17 protein-coding genes are annotated in these 15,943 nt (G+C 71.9%); 7 read left to right on the top strand and 10 right to left on the bottom strand.

Annotated elements, in window-relative coordinates:
* Positions 1–3: 3 nt before the first annotated feature.
* The 5 genes from ACFW2Y_RS11645 to hemL form a co-directional block, all read right to left on the bottom strand.
* Positions 4–741: a cytochrome c biogenesis CcdA family protein gene (locus ACFW2Y_RS11645; protein WP_384876683.1), complete on the bottom strand. Its 738-nt coding sequence runs from the start codon at positions 739–741 to the stop codon at positions 4–6.
* A 4-nt stretch (positions 742–745) separates the two neighbouring features.
* Complete coding sequence (locus ACFW2Y_RS11640) at positions 746–1,348, bottom strand: TlpA family protein disulfide reductase (RefSeq protein WP_384876682.1); 603 nt, start codon at positions 1,346–1,348, stop codon at positions 746–748.
* A 77-nt stretch (positions 1,349–1,425) separates the two neighbouring features.
* A complete protein-coding gene (locus ACFW2Y_RS11635; protein WP_384876722.1) occupies positions 1,426–2,706 on the bottom strand; it encodes a hypothetical protein in 1,281 nt (426 codons plus the stop codon).
* 210 nt (positions 2,707–2,916) lie between these two features.
* Positions 2,917–3,621, bottom strand: a complete 705-nt coding sequence (locus tag ACFW2Y_RS11630; RefSeq protein ID WP_384876680.1) for a histidine phosphatase family protein — start codon at positions 3,619–3,621, stop codon at positions 2,917–2,919.
* Positions 3,618–4,964, bottom strand: a complete 1,347-nt coding sequence (gene hemL / locus ACFW2Y_RS11625; RefSeq protein WP_384876720.1) for a glutamate-1-semialdehyde 2,1-aminomutase — start codon at positions 4,962–4,964, stop codon at positions 3,618–3,620. Before hemL ends, ACFW2Y_RS11630 begins: the two co-directional genes overlap by 4 nt.
* A gap of 231 nt (positions 4,965–5,195) precedes the next feature.
* Here hemL and ACFW2Y_RS11620 point away from each other — a divergent pair, with 231 nt between their 5' ends.
* Positions 5,196–5,798 carry a hypothetical protein gene (locus ACFW2Y_RS11620; protein ID WP_384876678.1) on the top strand — a complete coding sequence of 201 codons (603 nt, stop codon included), beginning with the start codon at positions 5,196–5,198 and terminating at the stop codon, positions 5,796–5,798.
* A 436-nt stretch (positions 5,799–6,234) separates the two neighbouring features.
* Positions 6,235–6,630 carry a MerR family transcriptional regulator gene (locus ACFW2Y_RS11615; protein ID WP_384876718.1) on the top strand — a complete coding sequence of 132 codons (396 nt, stop codon included), beginning with the start codon at positions 6,235–6,237 and terminating at the stop codon, positions 6,628–6,630.
* A 138-nt stretch (positions 6,631–6,768) separates the two neighbouring features.
* Here the strand turns inward: ACFW2Y_RS11615 and ACFW2Y_RS11610 are convergent, their stop codons facing one another.
* Positions 6,769–7,605, bottom strand: coding sequence for an ABC transporter substrate-binding protein (locus ACFW2Y_RS11610; RefSeq protein WP_384876676.1), 837 nt, complete (start codon positions 7,603–7,605; stop codon positions 6,769–6,771).
* Between the two features lie 260 nt (positions 7,606–7,865).
* Between ACFW2Y_RS11610 and ACFW2Y_RS11605 the strand changes: the two genes are divergently transcribed.
* Together ACFW2Y_RS11605 and ACFW2Y_RS11600 are read left to right on the top strand one after the other, a co-directional pair.
* The gene (locus tag ACFW2Y_RS11605) at positions 7,866–8,108 is read left to right on the top strand and encodes a hypothetical protein (RefSeq protein ID WP_384876674.1); all 243 of its coding nucleotides are present in this window, start codon (positions 7,866–7,868) and stop codon (positions 8,106–8,108) included.
* A 155-nt stretch (positions 8,109–8,263) separates the two neighbouring features.
* A complete protein-coding gene (locus tag ACFW2Y_RS11600; RefSeq protein ID WP_384876672.1) occupies positions 8,264–9,115 on the top strand; it encodes a DUF6597 domain-containing transcriptional factor in 852 nt (283 codons plus the stop codon).
* A 102-nt stretch (positions 9,116–9,217) separates the two neighbouring features.
* Here ACFW2Y_RS11600 and ACFW2Y_RS11595 read toward each other — a convergent pair whose 3' ends face one another.
* Positions 9,218–9,673: a GNAT family N-acetyltransferase gene (locus tag ACFW2Y_RS11595; protein WP_384876670.1), complete on the bottom strand. Its 456-nt coding sequence runs from the start codon at positions 9,671–9,673 to the stop codon at positions 9,218–9,220.
* A gap of 187 nt (positions 9,674–9,860) precedes the next feature.
* Here ACFW2Y_RS11595 and ACFW2Y_RS11590 point away from each other — a divergent pair, with 187 nt between their 5' ends.
* On the top strand, positions 9,861–10,598 hold the full coding sequence (locus ACFW2Y_RS11590; RefSeq protein ID WP_384876668.1) for a Mut7-C RNAse domain-containing protein: 738 nt from the start codon (positions 9,861–9,863) through the stop codon (positions 10,596–10,598).
* A 232-nt stretch (positions 10,599–10,830) separates the two neighbouring features.
* Here the strand turns inward: ACFW2Y_RS11590 and ACFW2Y_RS11585 are convergent, their stop codons facing one another.
* Entirely contained in the window at positions 10,831–11,391 is a 561-nt protein-coding gene (locus tag ACFW2Y_RS11585; RefSeq protein WP_384876666.1) for a TetR family transcriptional regulator, read from the bottom strand.
* 114 nt (positions 11,392–11,505) lie between these two features.
* On the opposite strand from ACFW2Y_RS11585, the gene ACFW2Y_RS11580 reads away from it, so the two are divergent.
* Positions 11,506–12,921 (top strand): FAD-dependent oxidoreductase, encoded by a 1,416-nt coding sequence (locus tag ACFW2Y_RS11580; RefSeq protein WP_384876664.1) that lies wholly within the window; start codon positions 11,506–11,508, stop codon positions 12,919–12,921.
* A 23-nt stretch (positions 12,922–12,944) separates the two neighbouring features.
* Here the strand turns inward: ACFW2Y_RS11580 and ACFW2Y_RS11575 are convergent, their stop codons facing one another.
* Complete coding sequence (locus ACFW2Y_RS11575) at positions 12,945–13,421, bottom strand: hypothetical protein (RefSeq protein ID WP_384876662.1); 477 nt, start codon at positions 13,419–13,421, stop codon at positions 12,945–12,947.
* Between the two features lie 281 nt (positions 13,422–13,702).
* Between ACFW2Y_RS11575 and ACFW2Y_RS11570 the strand changes: the two genes are divergently transcribed.
* Positions 13,703–14,467 carry an SDR family NAD(P)-dependent oxidoreductase gene (locus tag ACFW2Y_RS11570; protein ID WP_384876660.1) on the top strand — a complete coding sequence of 255 codons (765 nt, stop codon included), beginning with the start codon at positions 13,703–13,705 and terminating at the stop codon, positions 14,465–14,467.
* Positions 14,468–14,587: 120 nt separating this feature from the next.
* Here ACFW2Y_RS11570 and ACFW2Y_RS11565 read toward each other — a convergent pair whose 3' ends face one another.
* A complete protein-coding gene (locus ACFW2Y_RS11565) occupies positions 14,588–15,781 on the bottom strand; it encodes an RtcB family protein (RefSeq protein WP_384876658.1) in 1,194 nt (397 codons plus the stop codon).
* Positions 15,782–15,943: the final 162 nt, after the last annotated feature.

The following is a 15,943-nucleotide window of genomic DNA, read 5'->3' as shown; positions in this document are numbered from 1 at the left end:
AACTCAGATCCCCACCGTGAAACCGCTGGACCAGCTCTGCATCGTGGAGACCATGCTGTCCCACACGCCCGTGAGGAGCAGGACACCGGTGACGATCATCATGCCGCCGCCGATCCGCATGACCCACACGTAGTGCTTCTTGACCCACCCGAACGCACCGAGCGCCTTGCGGAAGGCGATGGCGGCGAGCACGAAGGGCACGCCGAGGCCGAGGCAGTAGGCGAGGGCGAGTATCGCTCCGCGCCCGGCGCTGGCCTGCTCCAGGGCGAGCGCGTTGACCGAGGCGAGGGTCGGGCCGATGCAGGGGGTCCAGCCGATGCCGAAGAGCGCGCCGAGCAGCGGGGCGCCGATCAGTCCGGCGGCGGGCTTCTTGTGGAAGCGGAACTCGCGCTGGGTGAACCAGGGCATCAGACCGAGGAAGAAGACGCCCATGAGGACCATGAGCACACCCAGCACGGTGGTGAGCGTCCCGCGGTACTCCTGGAGGGTCGAGCCGAAGTAGCCGAAGAGCGCACCGCCGGAGACGAACACCGCACTGAAGCCGAGCACGAAGAGGACGGCACCGGCGGTCATCCGGCCGCGACGGCTCTCGGCGAGGTCGGTGCCGGTGACGCCGGTCACGTAGGAGAGGTAGCCGGGGACGAGCGGGAGCACGCACGGCGAGAAGAAGGAGACCAGGCCGCCGAGGACCGCGAGGGGTACGGCGAGCAGCAGGGCACCGCTGGTGACCGTCTCGTTCACGGGCTCACTTCTCCTTGAGGAGGGGCTCGATCATCGACCGGAGCTTCTCCTCGTTGAGCGCCATGAGGGAACGGGCGGCGATCTTCCCCTCCTTGTCCAGCACGACGGTGGAGGGGATGCCCTGGAGGCTGAGGGTGCCCTTGGGGAAGCCGAAGAGGATCAGCTTGCCCTGCGGGTCGTAGAGGCTCGGGTACGGGATGCCGTAGTCCTCTTCGAAGGCGATCGCGGGCTGCTTGTTGGCGTCGCGGGTGTTGATGCCGACGAACTCGACGCCCTGGCCCTTGAGGTCCTCGGCCACCTTCGCGAAGTGGGGGGCCTCGGCCCGGCAGGGGCTGCACCAGGAGCCCCAGGCGTTGAGGACGACGACCTTGCCCTTGAGGTCGGCGACGTCGAGCTGCTTGCCGTCCAGGGTTTCGCCGGCGAGCTTCCCGGTGGCCGCGCGCTTGCCCTGGGGAGCGGTGGAGATGCCGCCGGTGTTGGTGACGAAGTTGGTGCTGCCGCCACCGCCGGAGGTGCCGTTGTTGCCGCCGCAGGCCGAAAGCGCGAGGGCGGCGGTCAGCACTCCGACGGCGATCAGGGTGCGTCGAGGGGCGCGGCTAGGGCTCATGTGAAAAGTTTCGCATGGGCGTTTGGGGGATCTTGGGCACCCCCCTACGTGCCCGTAAAGCCCCTTGTCAAGATCGGCTAAGCGGTCGGGGTGGAAGGGGCGCCCGGAGCGGCGGGCCTGAGGAAGGCGTTCCATCCGCCGTCCGGCTTCTGGCCCACCCCCAGGGTGCGCAGCTTTTCGAGGATCAGCGGGTCCTGGACGTCGAGCCAATCCACGAACTGCTTGAAGGAGACGAGCCGGACCTCCTTCTTTCCGGCCATTTCCTTGAGCGCCTCTTCGACGGCGTCCATGTAGATGCCGCCGTTCCACTGCTCGAAGTGATTGCCGATGAAGAAGGGGGCGCGGTTCGACTCGTAGGCGCGGCGGAAACCGGCGAGGTAGGCGTCGGTCGCCTGTCGGCGCCAGCCCGGATAGCGCGAGGGCATGCCCTTGGTGGTGTTCTTCGACTGGTTGGCGAGCATGTTGTAGTCCATGGAGAGGACCTCGAAGGAGTGCCCGGGGAAGGGCACGGCCTGCAGCGGCAGGTCCCAGATGCCCCGGCGCTTCACCGGCCAGGTCTGTCGCCCGCCGGGCGAGCTGGCGTCGTAGCGCCAGCCGAGGCGCTTGGCGGTGGGGAGCAGGTTGTCCTGGCCGAGGAGGCAGGGGGTGCGACCGCCGACGAGTTCCTTGGAGTAGTCGAAGGGCAGCGGGTCGAGGTCGGTCCAGCCGCTGTTGGTCTTCCACTCGGTGACGAACTTCACCGCCTGGTCGATCTCGCTCTGCCACTGGGCCGGGGTCCAGTTGCCGACGGAGCCGGAGCCGCCGCAGAAGTGCCCGTTGAAGTGGGTGCCGATCTCGTGGCCTTCGAGCCAGGCCTGCCGGACGTACTTCAGGGTGTCCCTGATGTGCGCGTCGGTGAGGTAGCCGATGTCGGAGGCGCCGACCCGGTTGTTCGGCGGACGGTAGAGGTCCTTCTTCGACTCGGGGAGGAGGTAGATCCCGGAGAGGAAGAAGGTCATCGCCGCGTCGTGGTTCTTGGCGAGTTCGAGGAAGCGGGGGAAGAGGCCGTTGCCGACCTCGCCGGCGCCGTCCCAGGAGAAGATCACGAACTGGGGCGGGGTCTGGCCGGGTTCGAGCGGGATCGGGGTGTCGGGCTGGTGCGGCTGCTTGCCGGTGTCGGCGGTGGAACCGTCGCCGATGGGTCGGGCGTCGTTCTTGGTCGGGGCGGGTGCGCTCGGGTCGGTCGAGGCGCCTCCCCCCTTGCCGGGCCCCGAACGCCCCGGCTGGTCCCGATCGTTGCCGCTGCACGCAGCGAGGCCCATGGCCGCAGCGGCCCCAACGCCCGCCCCGAGAAGCCCCCTTCGACTGATCCCGTTGATCCCGCGCATGACATCCCCATTCGCGCTGACGTATGACCGAAACGTCATCCAAACCGACAATGAGTGAGATGCCGGGAGGAACACGGAGGTTCCTGAAAATCACATAAAAATTTCAGGGCGATCGGATGGCATGGACATCACCATCCGATCGCCCTGACTGTGCCCCTTCGGCGCCACCCCGTCCAGAGGCGCCGCGCACCCGTGGAGGGGTTACGCCCCGAAGGCCTTGGACTTCCCCTTGACCGGCTTCGCACCGGCGAGGAGGTGCGCCGGGACGAGGTCCCGGGCCGGCTCGCTGTACCCGACCGAGACGATCTCGTCGCCGCGGTAGGTGAACGAGGTCAGCGAGGCCAACGTGCACTGCCGCCGCCGGGGGTCGTGCCAGAGCCGCCGCTTCTCCACGAAGCTGCGCACGATCCAGATCGGCAACTGGTGGCTGACGCAGACCGCCTCGTGCCCCCGTGCCGCGTCCTTCGCCGCATCGAGCGCGCCCATCATGCGGACGACCTGCTCCACGTACGGCTCGCCCCAGGACGGCCGGAACGGGTTGGTGAGGTGCTTCCAGTTGCCCGGCTTGCGCAGGGCCCCGTCACCGACGCCGAAGGTCTTGCCCTCGAAGACGTTCGCCGCCTCGATGAGCCGCCCGTCAGTGGCCAGGTCCAGCCCGTGGGTCTTCGCGATCGGCGCCGCCGTCTCCTGCGCCCGCTCCAGCGGAGAGGCGACGACGTGCGTGACGTCCCGGTCGGCCAGGTGCTCGGCGACCCGGTCCGCCATCTGCCGGCCGAGCTCGGAGAGGTGGTATCCGGGCCGCCGGCCGTACAGCACCCCGTCGGGGTTGTGGACCTCGCCGTGCCGCATCAGATGGACGACGGTGATGTCCTGGTCGCCCTTCGGCGCCTCGGTCGCGTCGCTCATGCCGAAGCCTCCGCAGCAGCGCGGGCGGCGGCCGGCAGGGCGGCGGCGATCCGCTCGATCGCCCGCTCGTCGTGCGCGGTCGACACGAACCAGGACTCGAAGGCGGACGGCGGCAGGTACACGCCGTCGGCCAGCATCGAGTGGAAGAAGGCGTTGAAGCGGAAGGCCTCCTGCTTCTTCGCGTCCTCGTAGTTCCGCACCTCGGTCGCGGTGAAGAACACCGAGAACATGTTGGAGGCGGTCTGCAGGCGGTGCGCCACGCCCTCCTTGGTCAGCGCTTCCGTGACCAGCCCCTGGATCTCCGTGGAGACCGCGTCCACCGTGTCGTACGCGGCCTGGTCGAGCAGCCGCAGCTGGGCGAGGCCGGCAGCGGTCGCGATCGGATTGCCGGAGAGGGTGCCCGCCTGGTAGACCGGCCCGGCCGGTGCCAGGTGACCCATGACGTCCGCACGCCCGCCGAAGGCAGCCGCCGGGAAGCCGCCGCCCATGACCTTGCCGAAGGTCATCAGATCGGGCTTCACCCCGTCGACGCCGTACCAGCCGGCCCGCGAGGTGCGGAAACCGGTCATCACCTCGTCGGAGACGTAGAGCGCGCCGTTCTTCGCGCAGGCGTCCTTCAGGCCCTGGTTGAAGCCGGGCAGCGGCGGAACGACGCCCATGTTGCCCGGGGACGCCTCGGTGATCACACAAGCGATCTCGCCCGGGTACCGGTGGAAGGCCTCCTGCACGGCCTCCAGGTCGTTGTACGGCAGCACGATGGTGTCCCCGGCCTGGGCGCCCGTCACGCCGGGCGTGTCGGGGAGGCCGAAGGTGGCGACGCCGGAACCGGCCGCGGCGAGCAGCGCGTCCACGTGACCGTGGTAGCAGCCCGCGAACTTGACGACCTTGGCGCGCCCGGTGAAGCCGCGGGCGAGCCGGATCGCGGACATCGTGGCCTCCGTGCCGGAGGACACCAGGCGCACCTGCTCGACCGGCTCGATCCGCGCGACGATCTCCTCGGCGAGCGCGACCTCGCCCTCGCCGGGCGTGCCGAAGGAGGTCCCGCGGGCCACCGCGGCCTGCACGGCGGAGGTGACCTCGGGGTGCGCGTGGCCGAGGATCATCGGTCCCCACGAGCAAACGAGGTCGACGTACTCACGACCGTCCGCATCCGTGAGGTACGGACCGGTACCGGACACCATGAACCGGGGCGTTCCACCCACGGCCCGGAAGGCACGCACCGGTGAGTTCACGCCGCCGGGCGTCACGAGGGAAGCGCGGTCGAAAAGCGTCTGTGAGACTGGGGCTTCGTATGAATACGGCACTGTGATCCTGACCTGCGAGAACGACTTCGGGCACGACATCGGGAACGGAGGGACGGTGGTGGACATCTTCTGTATTACGCCGGGGCGTTCGCCCTCCGCGTCTGCGAAACTGGGGCGTCATAGGGATGACTCACGGAATCCATGGTGTCAGAGGCCACGGCGTTCTTGCGGACAGGTGTTTCACCGTACGAACGCGGGGGAGGTCACTGACACGATGATCGGGTTGCGCGGCGAGTTCGTGTTGCCGAGAAAAAGCAGTCGGGTGGAGATATGCATCGCGGTGGCGGACCGGGCGAGGGGACGGGCGACCTGGGTCCGGAGTCTGCCCGGCGGGGGAGGCACCGGCGCCGGCGGGGGGAGGAGACCCCCGCGCCCGAGCGCCGGCCGACGACCGAACCCGCCGCGGAATCGGCCCCTGCGACCGGAGGCCGGAGCTTGGGGGTGACGTACAAGTACTTCGGCGCGCCCAACAGTGCGACGGCGGCCCAGGTCCCGATCTCGATGCGCCCCGAAGAGCTCGGCGGGGACGAGCTCGGCATGGGCGGCATGTTCACCAAGATCAAGCCGGAGACCATAGCCGCCATGGTCCTGACCGGCATACAGGGCATGCCGCTCCACAAGGTGCCGCCGCTGGAGCTCGTGGTGCTGCACCCCGACTACGCGGTGGTGAAGCTGCCGATGACCGTGGTCGATCCGCTGCGCGGCATCGGTGAGGAATCGGTCGGCGCCGCCGCCTTCATCTGGTCGACGGTGCCGGACCGCGGCGGCCCGCGCGATGCCTTCGACGTGTACCAGCTGCTCCACGAGTGGCAGGACTTCTCGGTCCGCCTCCACGAGGCGGGACACCAGCCGTACTGCCTGGTGTGGCCGTGAGCGCCCGCCCGGCGCACCGCTGACGCCCCCGCCCCCGTGCGCCTCTGCCGGCGCGGACGGAGGCGGGGTGCGGGAGGACCTCCAGCACCGGCCGGAGGGCGTCGTACCGACCGCCCGCACGCCGGACCGTGGGAATCGGGCGGGGCCGCCGGGGCCGGCGGACTTCCCGGCAGCGCCTGCCGGGGCGGATCGCCGGGCCGGGGGCGGTTCGTCGGGGCGGATCGCCGGGCAGTGAGGCCTCCGCGCTCCCGGGCCGTCCAACCGACCACCCGTGAGCAGGCGTTTCGCCACGCTTCTCGCCCTCATAAGTGATGAAGTTAGGACGAATGGTATGTAATGCGCGGAAGCCGCGCCCGAGGGGAGCCCGCACGCCCCGGGAACCCCCGCTCGAGGAAGGACCAGACGCGTGAGTGCAGTACGCACGACCGGCCGGCCCATGCAGATCGGCGAGGTCGCCGCACGGACCGAACTGTCCCTGCGGACCATCCGCCAGTACGAGGACTGCGGCCTGGTCGTCCCGTCCGCGGCGTCGCCGGGCGGTTTCCCCCTCTACACCGACGCGGACGTCTCGCGGCTGATGGTGGTCCGCCGGATGAAGCCGCTGGGCTTCACCCTCGACGAGACCCGCGAACTCCTCACGGCCCTGGACCGGCTCTCCGCCGACCGGCCGGGCACCGATTCCGCGCTCGAACCGGACGAGCGGGCCGCGCTCGTGGCCCGCATCCGCCGCTACGAACGGGCCGCCGCGGAGCGGGTCGCCGAACTGCGGACCCAACTCGCCCGCGCGGAGGAGTTCGCCGACTCCCTCCGCGTCCCCCTCGGCACCCCCTAGGGGCCCGCAGGGGGCCCGGAAGGCACGCCCGGCCGGCACCCGCCCGGCCCGATCGGCACGTGCCGGGGTACCCAAGGCCGACCGGACGGACGGACGGTCGGTCGGTCGGTCGGTCGGGGCAAGGCGTTCAGGATCCCCCTAAGCCGCCAGCGCATCCGCCAGCAAGCGGAAGAAGCGGGCGTACCCGGCGGCGCTGGGCGGGATCTCCGGGCTCCACGGGACGAGACGCACTCCGGCCGGGAACCCGCACGGCGGGGTGGCGTGTTCCCGGGCGTCGAAGAGGACCAGGTCGGGGCGGAGTCCGGTGGCCGCGGACCGGTCCGCGGTGAGCCAGTTGGCACCGGGCCCCGGGCCGGGATCGAGCAGGCGGACGCCGAGCCCGGCGAGGCGCGCCAGCTCCGGCCAGGCCTCCGGGCGGGCCAGGTGCACCTGTTCGGGCCCCGCCCCGGAGAGCGCCAGCACCGCGAGCCCCGACCGGGCGGCGACGCCCCTCAGGGCGGCCTCGGCGGCATCGAGCTCCGCGTCCGGAACGGACCCCGCCGGTTCGATGCCCAGACTCCTGCCCAGGGCGGCGAAACGGCCGAGGATCGCCGGCAGGGCGAGTTCGTTGCCGACGGAGAGCACCACGAGCGGGACCCCGAGCCGCCCGGCGACCGCCTCGTCGAGCGCATAGGGGCTCTTGCCGTCGTAGGTCACGTCGACGATGACCTCCGGGCGCAACTCCTCCAGCACCGCTTCGTCCAGGGCACGGCCCGGCCCGAGGTACGGCACCCCGGCCGCCCCGAGACCGCCCGCCTTGGCCGGGTCGAGCGCCGCACCGTCGTGTCCGGAGCCGTACACCGCGATCGGGGTCACCCCCAGGTCGAACAGCGCCGCACCGGCCCGCGCGTACGCCACCACCCGTTGCGGCGCACGGGCCGCCCCCAGCTCCACACCCCTGTCGTCCGTGAACCCCCACGCCTGCGTGTCGGACATCCGCCTGCTCCCTCCCCGGCCGGAACCTCCCTCGCCCGTCACCCTGGAGCGGTTCCCCGGCCCGCACAAGAGGGCCTCCCGGAGCAGCGGCCGACCGGTCGGCCCTCCGCGCCCGTTTCGCCCCCTGCCGAAAGCCCCCCAGTGTGGTGTTAACTGAACAAGTCGGGAGGAAGCACTAGGAACCTTCGATGCCTCCGTGCACGCACGCCACCTGCCGGGGCGCGCCGGGTACGGGTGGCCCTCGCGCCCTGGAGTGAGCCATGTCCGTGCCAGGCCCGTTCTCGGATCCCCGTGTGATCACCCTCTTCGGGCTGCTCGCCGTCTCGACGGTGACGTGGCTGACCTGGAGCCTGCGCGCCCACGCCCGTCGCGAGCGGGCGAGCGCCCCCTTGGCGCGCGTCTGGCACCCGCAGGAATCGGTGGAGCTGACGCCGGCGGAGGAGCGCGCCTTCGGCCAGGTCGTCTCCCGGCTCGCCCCGGGGACGGCGGACCGCCTGCGCTGACCGCGGCGGCCGGGGGACCCGCGCCCCGGACGGCTCCGAGGAGGCAGCGGGCGTGCCGGCCGGGCGTCGCGGGCCGGGCGTCGCGGGCCGGGCGTCGCGGGCCGGGCGTCGCGGGCCGGGAGGAGCTGTCCGAGGCGCGGCCTAGCATGCGGACCATGTCCGCCTCCGCGCCCCGCCCGCGCCGGGACACCCGGGGCATCGTCGATCCCGCCGAGCTGTTCTCCCGGGTGCGCTTCCGCCGGTACGCGCCGGCGCCGGAGCTGCGGCCCTACCTGGAGCACTACTGGCTGATCGACTGGGAACTGCCGGAGCCGTACGCGAGCCAGGTGGTTCCGCACCCTTCGGTGAACGTCGTCTTCCAGCGGTACGGACCGCTCGCCGCCCCCGCGGCTGCCCGCTCCTCGGCCGAGGTGTCGGGGGTGGGGCTCGGGCTGTTCACCCAGGAGTTGACGGAAGCGGGCCGGGTCTGCGGGGTGCAGTTCCGTCCCGGCGGCTTCCGCCCCTTCGCCCCCGAGCGGCCGGTGTCGACCTGGACAGGCCGCCGGGTACCGCTGGCCGAGGCGTTCCCCGCGGCCGGGGATCCGTGTTCCCTGAGCGCCGTGCTCTCCCCCGACGACGACCGCGCACGCGTGGCGGCGCTCGACGCCTTCCTGCTGGCCCGCGGCCCGGCAGCCGATCCGGCAGCCGCCCGGGCCATGGAACTGGTCGACCTCATCCGCTCGGACCGGACGGTCCGCAAGGTGTCCCGGCTGGCCTCCGCGAGCGGCCTGTCGGCCCGCTCGCTCCAGCGCCTGTTCGCCGGCCACGTCGGCGTCGGTCCGAAGTGGGTGATCCTGCGCTATCGGATCCACGAGGCCCTGGAACGCGCCGAAACCACGGGCGCCCCCGACTGGTCCGCACTCGCCGCCGAGCTGGGCTACAGCGACCAGGCCCATCTGGTGAGGGACTTCACGACGACGATCGGAGCGTCACCGACCGCCTACGCCCGGGGGCTGTCGGTGCGCTGAACCGCGGCACGGGGACGGGTGCCGTCACGCCGCGGTCCGGACCGCGGCCCGGAGCGCGCTTCCTCCGCCGGAGCGCCCGTCACGCCGTGACGACCGGCGGTGCTACCCGGGGCGGGGGTCGTTCCGGGGAGTGAGCGACCGGGCGAAGTTGAAGGCCACGATGTCGAAGCGCTCGCGCAGGTAGAAGCGGTGGGCCCGGGTCCGTTGGGTACCGGAGTCCAGGTTGAGCTCGCGGCAGCCGGCTGCGCGGGCACGGCCCTCCAGATGGTCGAGGAGCGCGTGCCCGACACCAGCGGAGCGGTCGGCGGCGGCCGTCACCAGGTCGTCGACGTAGAGCTGGCGCAGGGAGCTGGTGTTCACGACGATCCGCCAGCCGGCGGCACCGACGCAGCGGCCGTCGTCCGCGTAGGCGGCGGTGAACCGCAAGCCCTGGGGGTGTCCGGCCTCGTAGACCTCGCGGAAGAGCCCGGGCGTCAGATGGGGGCGGAGCTCACGGAGGACCGGTAGGAGATCGCGCTCCAGCCGCGGGTCCCCCTGCTCAAGATCGATGATCTTCATGCAGGGACACTACCGCCCGGCCGCCCGGAGGCGCCGGGGCGGGGAGCGGCCCCTCCGCCCCGACGCGGCACTCTCCCCGGCTCTCCCCGGCTCTCCCCGGCGGGGTGCGCCCGCGCGCCGGTCGGCGGCCGGCCGCACGTCCGAATTCCCTGGCCGCCCGCCGGGGGCCGGTGCCATCCTGTTCCCCGTGAACGGACCGGAGATCCAGATCAGTTTCGCCCCCGGCCTGCACGTCTTCGTCTCGGCGGAGCGGCGCTCGGGCCGCACCTCCCTGACGACCGACGGCGCCTCGTCCCTGGGCCACGTCGTGGAGTCGCTGGGCGTGCCGCTCACCGAGGCCGGGCGGCTCCTGGTCGACGGCCGGCCCGTCGACGCCTCGCACGTCCCCGGCGCGGGCGAGACCGTCGAGGTCGAGGACGTCGCCCGCCCGCAGCCGGTGCCGGGCGCACCGCTCCGGTTCCTGCTCGACGTGCACCTCGGCACCCTGGCCCGGCGGCTGCGGCTGCTCGGCGTGGACGCGGCGTACGAGAGCGAGGACATCGGCGACCCCGCCCTCGCCGCGCTCTCCGCGAGCGAGCGGCGCGTGATGCTCTCCCGGGACCGCGGCCTGCTGCGCCGGCGCGAACTGTGGGCGGGCGCCTACGTCTACAGTGACCGGCCCGAGGACCAGCTCCGCGACGTACTGGAACGGTTCGCACCGCAGCTCGCGCCGTGGACCCGCTGCACGGCTTGCAACGGGGAATTGAGCGAGGCCGACAAGGACGCGGTGCGCGAACGGTTGGAGCAGGGGACCGAGAAGACCTACGACGTGTTCGCGCAGTGCGTGGAGTGCGGCCGGGTCTACTGGCGCGGCGCCCACCACGCCCGCCTGGAGGCGATCGTCTCCGAGGCGGTGCGGGAGTTCGGCGGGGCGGCGGCCCGCTAGGACGCGTCCCGCCGCTCCCTCCCGGCCCGCGACGCCCTCCGGGCGGACGGAGCCGCTCTCCTTCGCAACGCGCCCCGGCCCCCGTCGGCCGGGGAGCCTCCACGCGGCCGGTCGGCCTGCCGGGCTCCGCCACAGCAGGTCCGCCGCACGGGGGCGTGGCGTCACACGGGGGTCGCGTCCCGCCGCACGGCAGCCGCGGGAACCGCGGAGCACCCCACCGCGTGCCCACCGGTCAGGGCGCCTCGTCGACCAGGTAGCGCTGCACGGTGGGCCCCAACCAGGCCACGACCTCGTCGGCGGACATCTCGACGGCCGGCGGCAGGCGCAGGACGTAGCGGGCGAGCGCCATGCCGAGCACCTGGGACGCGACGAGCGCCGCACGGCGCGGGGCCTGCGCCGGGTCGGGGCAGACTCCCCGGGCGATCGGGCCGAGCTGCTCGGCGAAGATCGCCTGCATCCGGGCGGCCCCGGCATCGTTGGTCACGCCCACCCGCAGCATCGCGGTGAGGACCTCGTCCCGTTCCCAGCGCTCCAGGAAGTGGGCGACCAGGACGGCCCCGATGTGCCGGGCGGGCAGCGCGGACAGTTCGGGGAGGTCGATGTCGACCTCGGAGGCGGCGGCGAACAGCCCCTCCTTGTTGCCGTAGTAGCGCATCACCATCGACGGGTCGATCCCGGCGTCGCGGGCGATGGCCCTGATGGTGGCGCGCTCGTACCCGTCGGAGGCGAAGCGCTCGCGGGCGGCCTCCAGGATGGCGGCCCGAGTGGTGTCGGAGCGGCGGACGGTCGTCATACCAACAACTGTAGGCCAACACCTGTTGACAGGCCATCAGGAGCGCCCTACCGTTGCCAACAAGCGTTGACCAACAACTGTTGGCAAACGATCGTGGGCACCCTGGAGGAAGCCATGAGCACCACGGACACGGACGTACTCGTCATCGGCGCGGGCCCCACCGGCCTCCTGCTCGCCGGCGACCTCGCCGCCGGCGGCATCGACGTCACCCTCGTCGAGCGCCGGCCGCACGGCCTCGGCAACATGACCCGCGCCTTCGGCGTCCACGCCCGGACCCTGGAGCAGCTCGACGCCCGCGGCCTCGCCGACGAACTCCTCACCACCGGCACCGCACTCACCAAGGCCACCCTCTTCGACCACCTGGCCCTGGACCTGACCCGGCTGCCCAGCCGCTTCAACCAACTGCTCGTCACCCCGCAGTACGAGGTCGAGCGCCTGCTGGAGCGCCGGGCGATCGACGCGGGCGTCACCTTCCGGTACGACACGGAGCTGCACGCGCTGCACCAGGACGGCGACGCCGTCACCACCGAGCTCACCGAGCCCGACAGCACCCCGCTGACCCTCCGCGCCCGCTACCTGGTCGGCGCGGACGGCGTCCACAGCTTCGTCCGCACCGCCCTCGGCCTGCCCTTCCCCGGCCGCTCGGTGATCCGTTCCATCGTCCTGGCGGACGTCCGCCTGGCCCGGGAGCCCGCCAAGGCGCTGACCGTCAGCGGCTCCGGGGACTCCTTCGCCTTCATCGCCCCCTTCGGCGACGGCTGGTACCGGGTGATGGGCTGGAACCGCACCCACCAGGCCTCCGACGGCGACCCCGTCGACCTCGACGAAGTCCGCGAGATCACCCGCCAGGCCCTCGGCACCGATTACGGCATGCACGACGCCCGCTGGATCTCCCGCTTCCACAGTGACGAGCGCCAGGCCCCCGCCTACCGCGTGGGCCGCGTCTTCCTCGCCGGAGACGCCGCCCACGTCCACTCCCCCGCCGGCGGCCAGGGGATGAACACCGGCCTCCAGGACGCCGCCAACCTCTCCTGGAAGCTCACCGCCGCGCTCCGCGGCGAGGCCCCCGACCCCGAGGCGCTCCTCGACAGCTACCAGTCGGAGCGCCACCCCGTCGGCGCCATGGTGCTCCGCAGCAGCGGCGCGATCGTGCGCCTCGCCATGGCCCACACCCGACTCACCCGAGCCGCCCGCTCCCTCGTCACCCGTCTCGTCGACGCGGTTCCGCCCGCCTCGGGCCGGGCCGCGGGCATGATCAGCGGCATCGGCATCTCCTACGCCCCCGCGCCCGGCGCCGACCGCCCCTCGGGGCGCCGCGCCCCCGACGTCCAGCTGCGCGAGGGGCGGCTCTACGAGCTCCTCCGCCGGGGCGAGTTCGTCCTCGTCGCTCCTCAGGGAGCCGCTCCGGCCCTGCCCCCGAGCGCCCCCGTCACCCCGAAGCACCTCGTGCGGGCCACCTGGACGGACCCGGCGAAGCGCGCCTCCCTCCTGGTCCGCCCCGACGGGTACGTCCACTGGGCGAGCCGCTGATCGGGGCCCGGACGCCCCTGGACTCAGAAGACGTAGGGGTCACCGGTCGCGAGCACCAGGACCCGATGGCGATCGTTCCCCGGGTTCCGGTCCGCGACCCCGTCCCGCCAGGCCGTCGTGATCTCGACCGTCATCTCGTCCGGGAAACCCGCGGTCCACAGGTCGAGGTCCAGTTCGCCGGCGCCCCCTGCGGCCAGGAGCTCGCCCGTCCGACAGGACACCACCCGGTCACTGCTCCACAGACAGGCCGGCGGCAGCTCCTGACCGCCCGCCATCCGCTCGGAGAAGGCGAGCCGGACCGTCGCCTGACGGAGGTCGGAGGGGCCGTGGTTCTGACTGACCAACCAGACCCCGACCTTCCCGTCCCACAGGGAGACGTGTCCGTGATGGGACAGGTCCGCCTCGCCCTCCGGACCCACGGCACCCGCACTTCCACCCGCTCCCACCACCGCCGCGATCACCAGGGCGGCCCCGAGCACGACCTTCCTCAATCCACGCATACACCCAAAATAACCATGAATCATCAGATATTCTGATGATTCATCAGCCCGCGTGTCCCTGCCCTCTCCCCCGGCCGATCGCCCGTTCCGCCACCCCGACCGCCCCCTCCCGGGACAGGGCGACGACGGCCGCCACCCCGACCGCAGGAACGTCACCCGGCCCCCGTCCGTGCCGTCGGGGCGGCCCTGACCCCACCTGCCCCGCGAGACCGCCGATTCCACCGCCGCCCTATCCTGACCGGGCGATCGACGTCATCGACCACCTGCGCGAGGAGCACCTCATGACCGGCCCCGGCACCCCCATCGCCGTCGTCACCGGAGCGAGCAGCGGCATCGGGGCCGCAACCGCCCGACAGCTGGCCGCCGCCGGCTACCGCGTGGTCCTCACCGCCCGCCGCAAGGACCGCATCGAAGACCTCGCCGCCGAGATCAACGAAGCCGGACACCAGGCCACCGCCTACGCCCTCGACGTCACCGATCGCGCCGCCGTCGACGAGTTCGCCACCGCCTTCCGCACCCTCGCCGTCCTCGTCAACAACGCCGGCGGCGCCCTCGGCGCCGACCCCGTCGCCACCGGCGACCCCGAGGACTGGCGCCGGATGTACGAGGTCAACGTCCTCGGCACCCTCCACATGACCCAGGCCCTGCTGCCCGCCCTCACCGCCAGCGGCGACGGCACGGTGGTCGTCCTCTCCTCCACCGCCGGCCACTCCACCTACGAAGGCGGCGCCGGCTACGTCGCCGCCAAGAACGGCGCCCGCGTCCTCGCCGAGACCCTCCGCCTGGAAATCGTCGGCACCCCGGTCCGCGTCATCGAGATCGCCCCCGGCATGGTCAAGACCGACGAGTTCGCCACCACCCGCTTCCGCGGCGACGCCGACAAGGCGGCCAAGGTCTACGCCGGCGTCGCCGAACCCCTCACCGCCGACGACGTGGCCGACACCATCACCTGGGCCTGCACCCGTCCCCCGCACGTCAACATCGACCTGCTCGTCGTCCGCCCCCGCGCCCAGGCCTCCAACACGAAGGTCCACCGGGAACTCTGATCACGCCCGGGCGCCCCGCCGCCCGCGCGTTCCCCCGTCACGGCGGCACGACGTGGAACGGCCCCCGGCAGGGGCCGGGGGCCGTTCCACGAGGTCCGTGCGCCGCACGCTTCCGGGGCCTCAACCCTTCACGCAGATGAACTGCTTCAGCTTGGCGACCACCTCGACCAGGTCCTGCTGCCGCTCCATCACCTGCTCGATCGGCTTGTAGGCGCCCGGGATCTCGTCCACCACGCCGGAGTCCTTGCGGCACTCGACCCCGCGCGTCTGTTCCTCCAGGTCCCGCACCGTGAAGCGGCGCTTCGCCGCGCTCCGGCTCATCCTCCGCCCCGCACCGTGCGAAGCGGAGTTGAAGGCCTTCTCGTTGCCCAGGCCCTTCACGATGTACGAGCTGGTACCCATCGAACCGGGGATGATCCCGAACTCGCCGCGCCCGGCACGGATCGCCCCCTTCCGCGTGACCAGCAGGTCCACGCCCTCGTACCGCTCCTCCGCCACGTAGTTGTGGTGGCAGGAGATCTCGGTCTCGAAGGTCACCTTGGCCTTCCGGAACTCCCTGCGGATCACTTCCTTCAGGAGCGCCATCATGATCGCGCGGTTGTACTGCGCGTACTCCTGCGCCCAGTACAGATCGTTCCGGTAGTCCGCCATCTGGGGCGTGTCCGAGACGAACACCGCCAGGTCCCGGTCGACCAGACCCTGGTTGTGGGGCAGCTTCTGGGCCACCCCGATGTGGTGCTCGGCCAGTTCCTTGCCGATGTTGCGGGAGCCGGAGTGCAGGATCAGCCAAATGGCGCCCGCCTCGTCGAAGCAGACCTCCACGTAGTGGTTGCCGCCGCCGAGCGTTCCCATCTGCTGGCCCGCCCGCTCCCGGCGGAACTTCACCGGGTCGGCGACCGTGTCGAACCCCGCCCAGAAGGCGTCCCAACCGGCCGTGGGGAACTGGTGCAGCCGCTTCGGGTCCACCGCCTCGCGGTGCAGCCCGCGCCCGACCGGGATCGCCTGCTCGATCTTCGAGCGGAGCCGGGACAGGTCGCCCGGCAGGTCGTTGGCCGTCAGGGAGGTCTTGACCGCCGACATGCCGCAGCCGATGTCCACGCCGACCGCCGCCGGACAGACCGCGTCCCGCATCGCGATCACCGAACCGACCGTCGCTCCCTTGCCGTAGTGCACGTCCGGCATCACGGCCAGGCCCTTGATCCACGGCAGCGTCGCCACGTTCTGCAACTGCTGCATGGCGCCGCCCTCCACGGAGGCGGGATCGGCCCACATGCGGATCGGCACTTTCGCGCCAGGAACCTCGACGTAAGACATAATCCCTCAATTCCCCCGATAAGTTTAATAACGCAAAACCGGAACCAAAGCCCGTACAGGTGACGGCGGGCCAGCATCAACGGCTGCGCGTGCGGTAGACATTGTGTCCATCAGCCGGGTTCGCACGGCAAACAGTTTTCGGAAGAGCATCGGCGAAAGGAG

The organism is Streptomyces sp. NPDC058877 (assembly GCF_042742855.1).
Lineage (GTDB): Bacteria > Actinomycetota > Actinomycetes > Streptomycetales > Streptomycetaceae > Streptomyces.
This window is presented reverse-complemented; position numbering and strand designations above follow the sequence as displayed.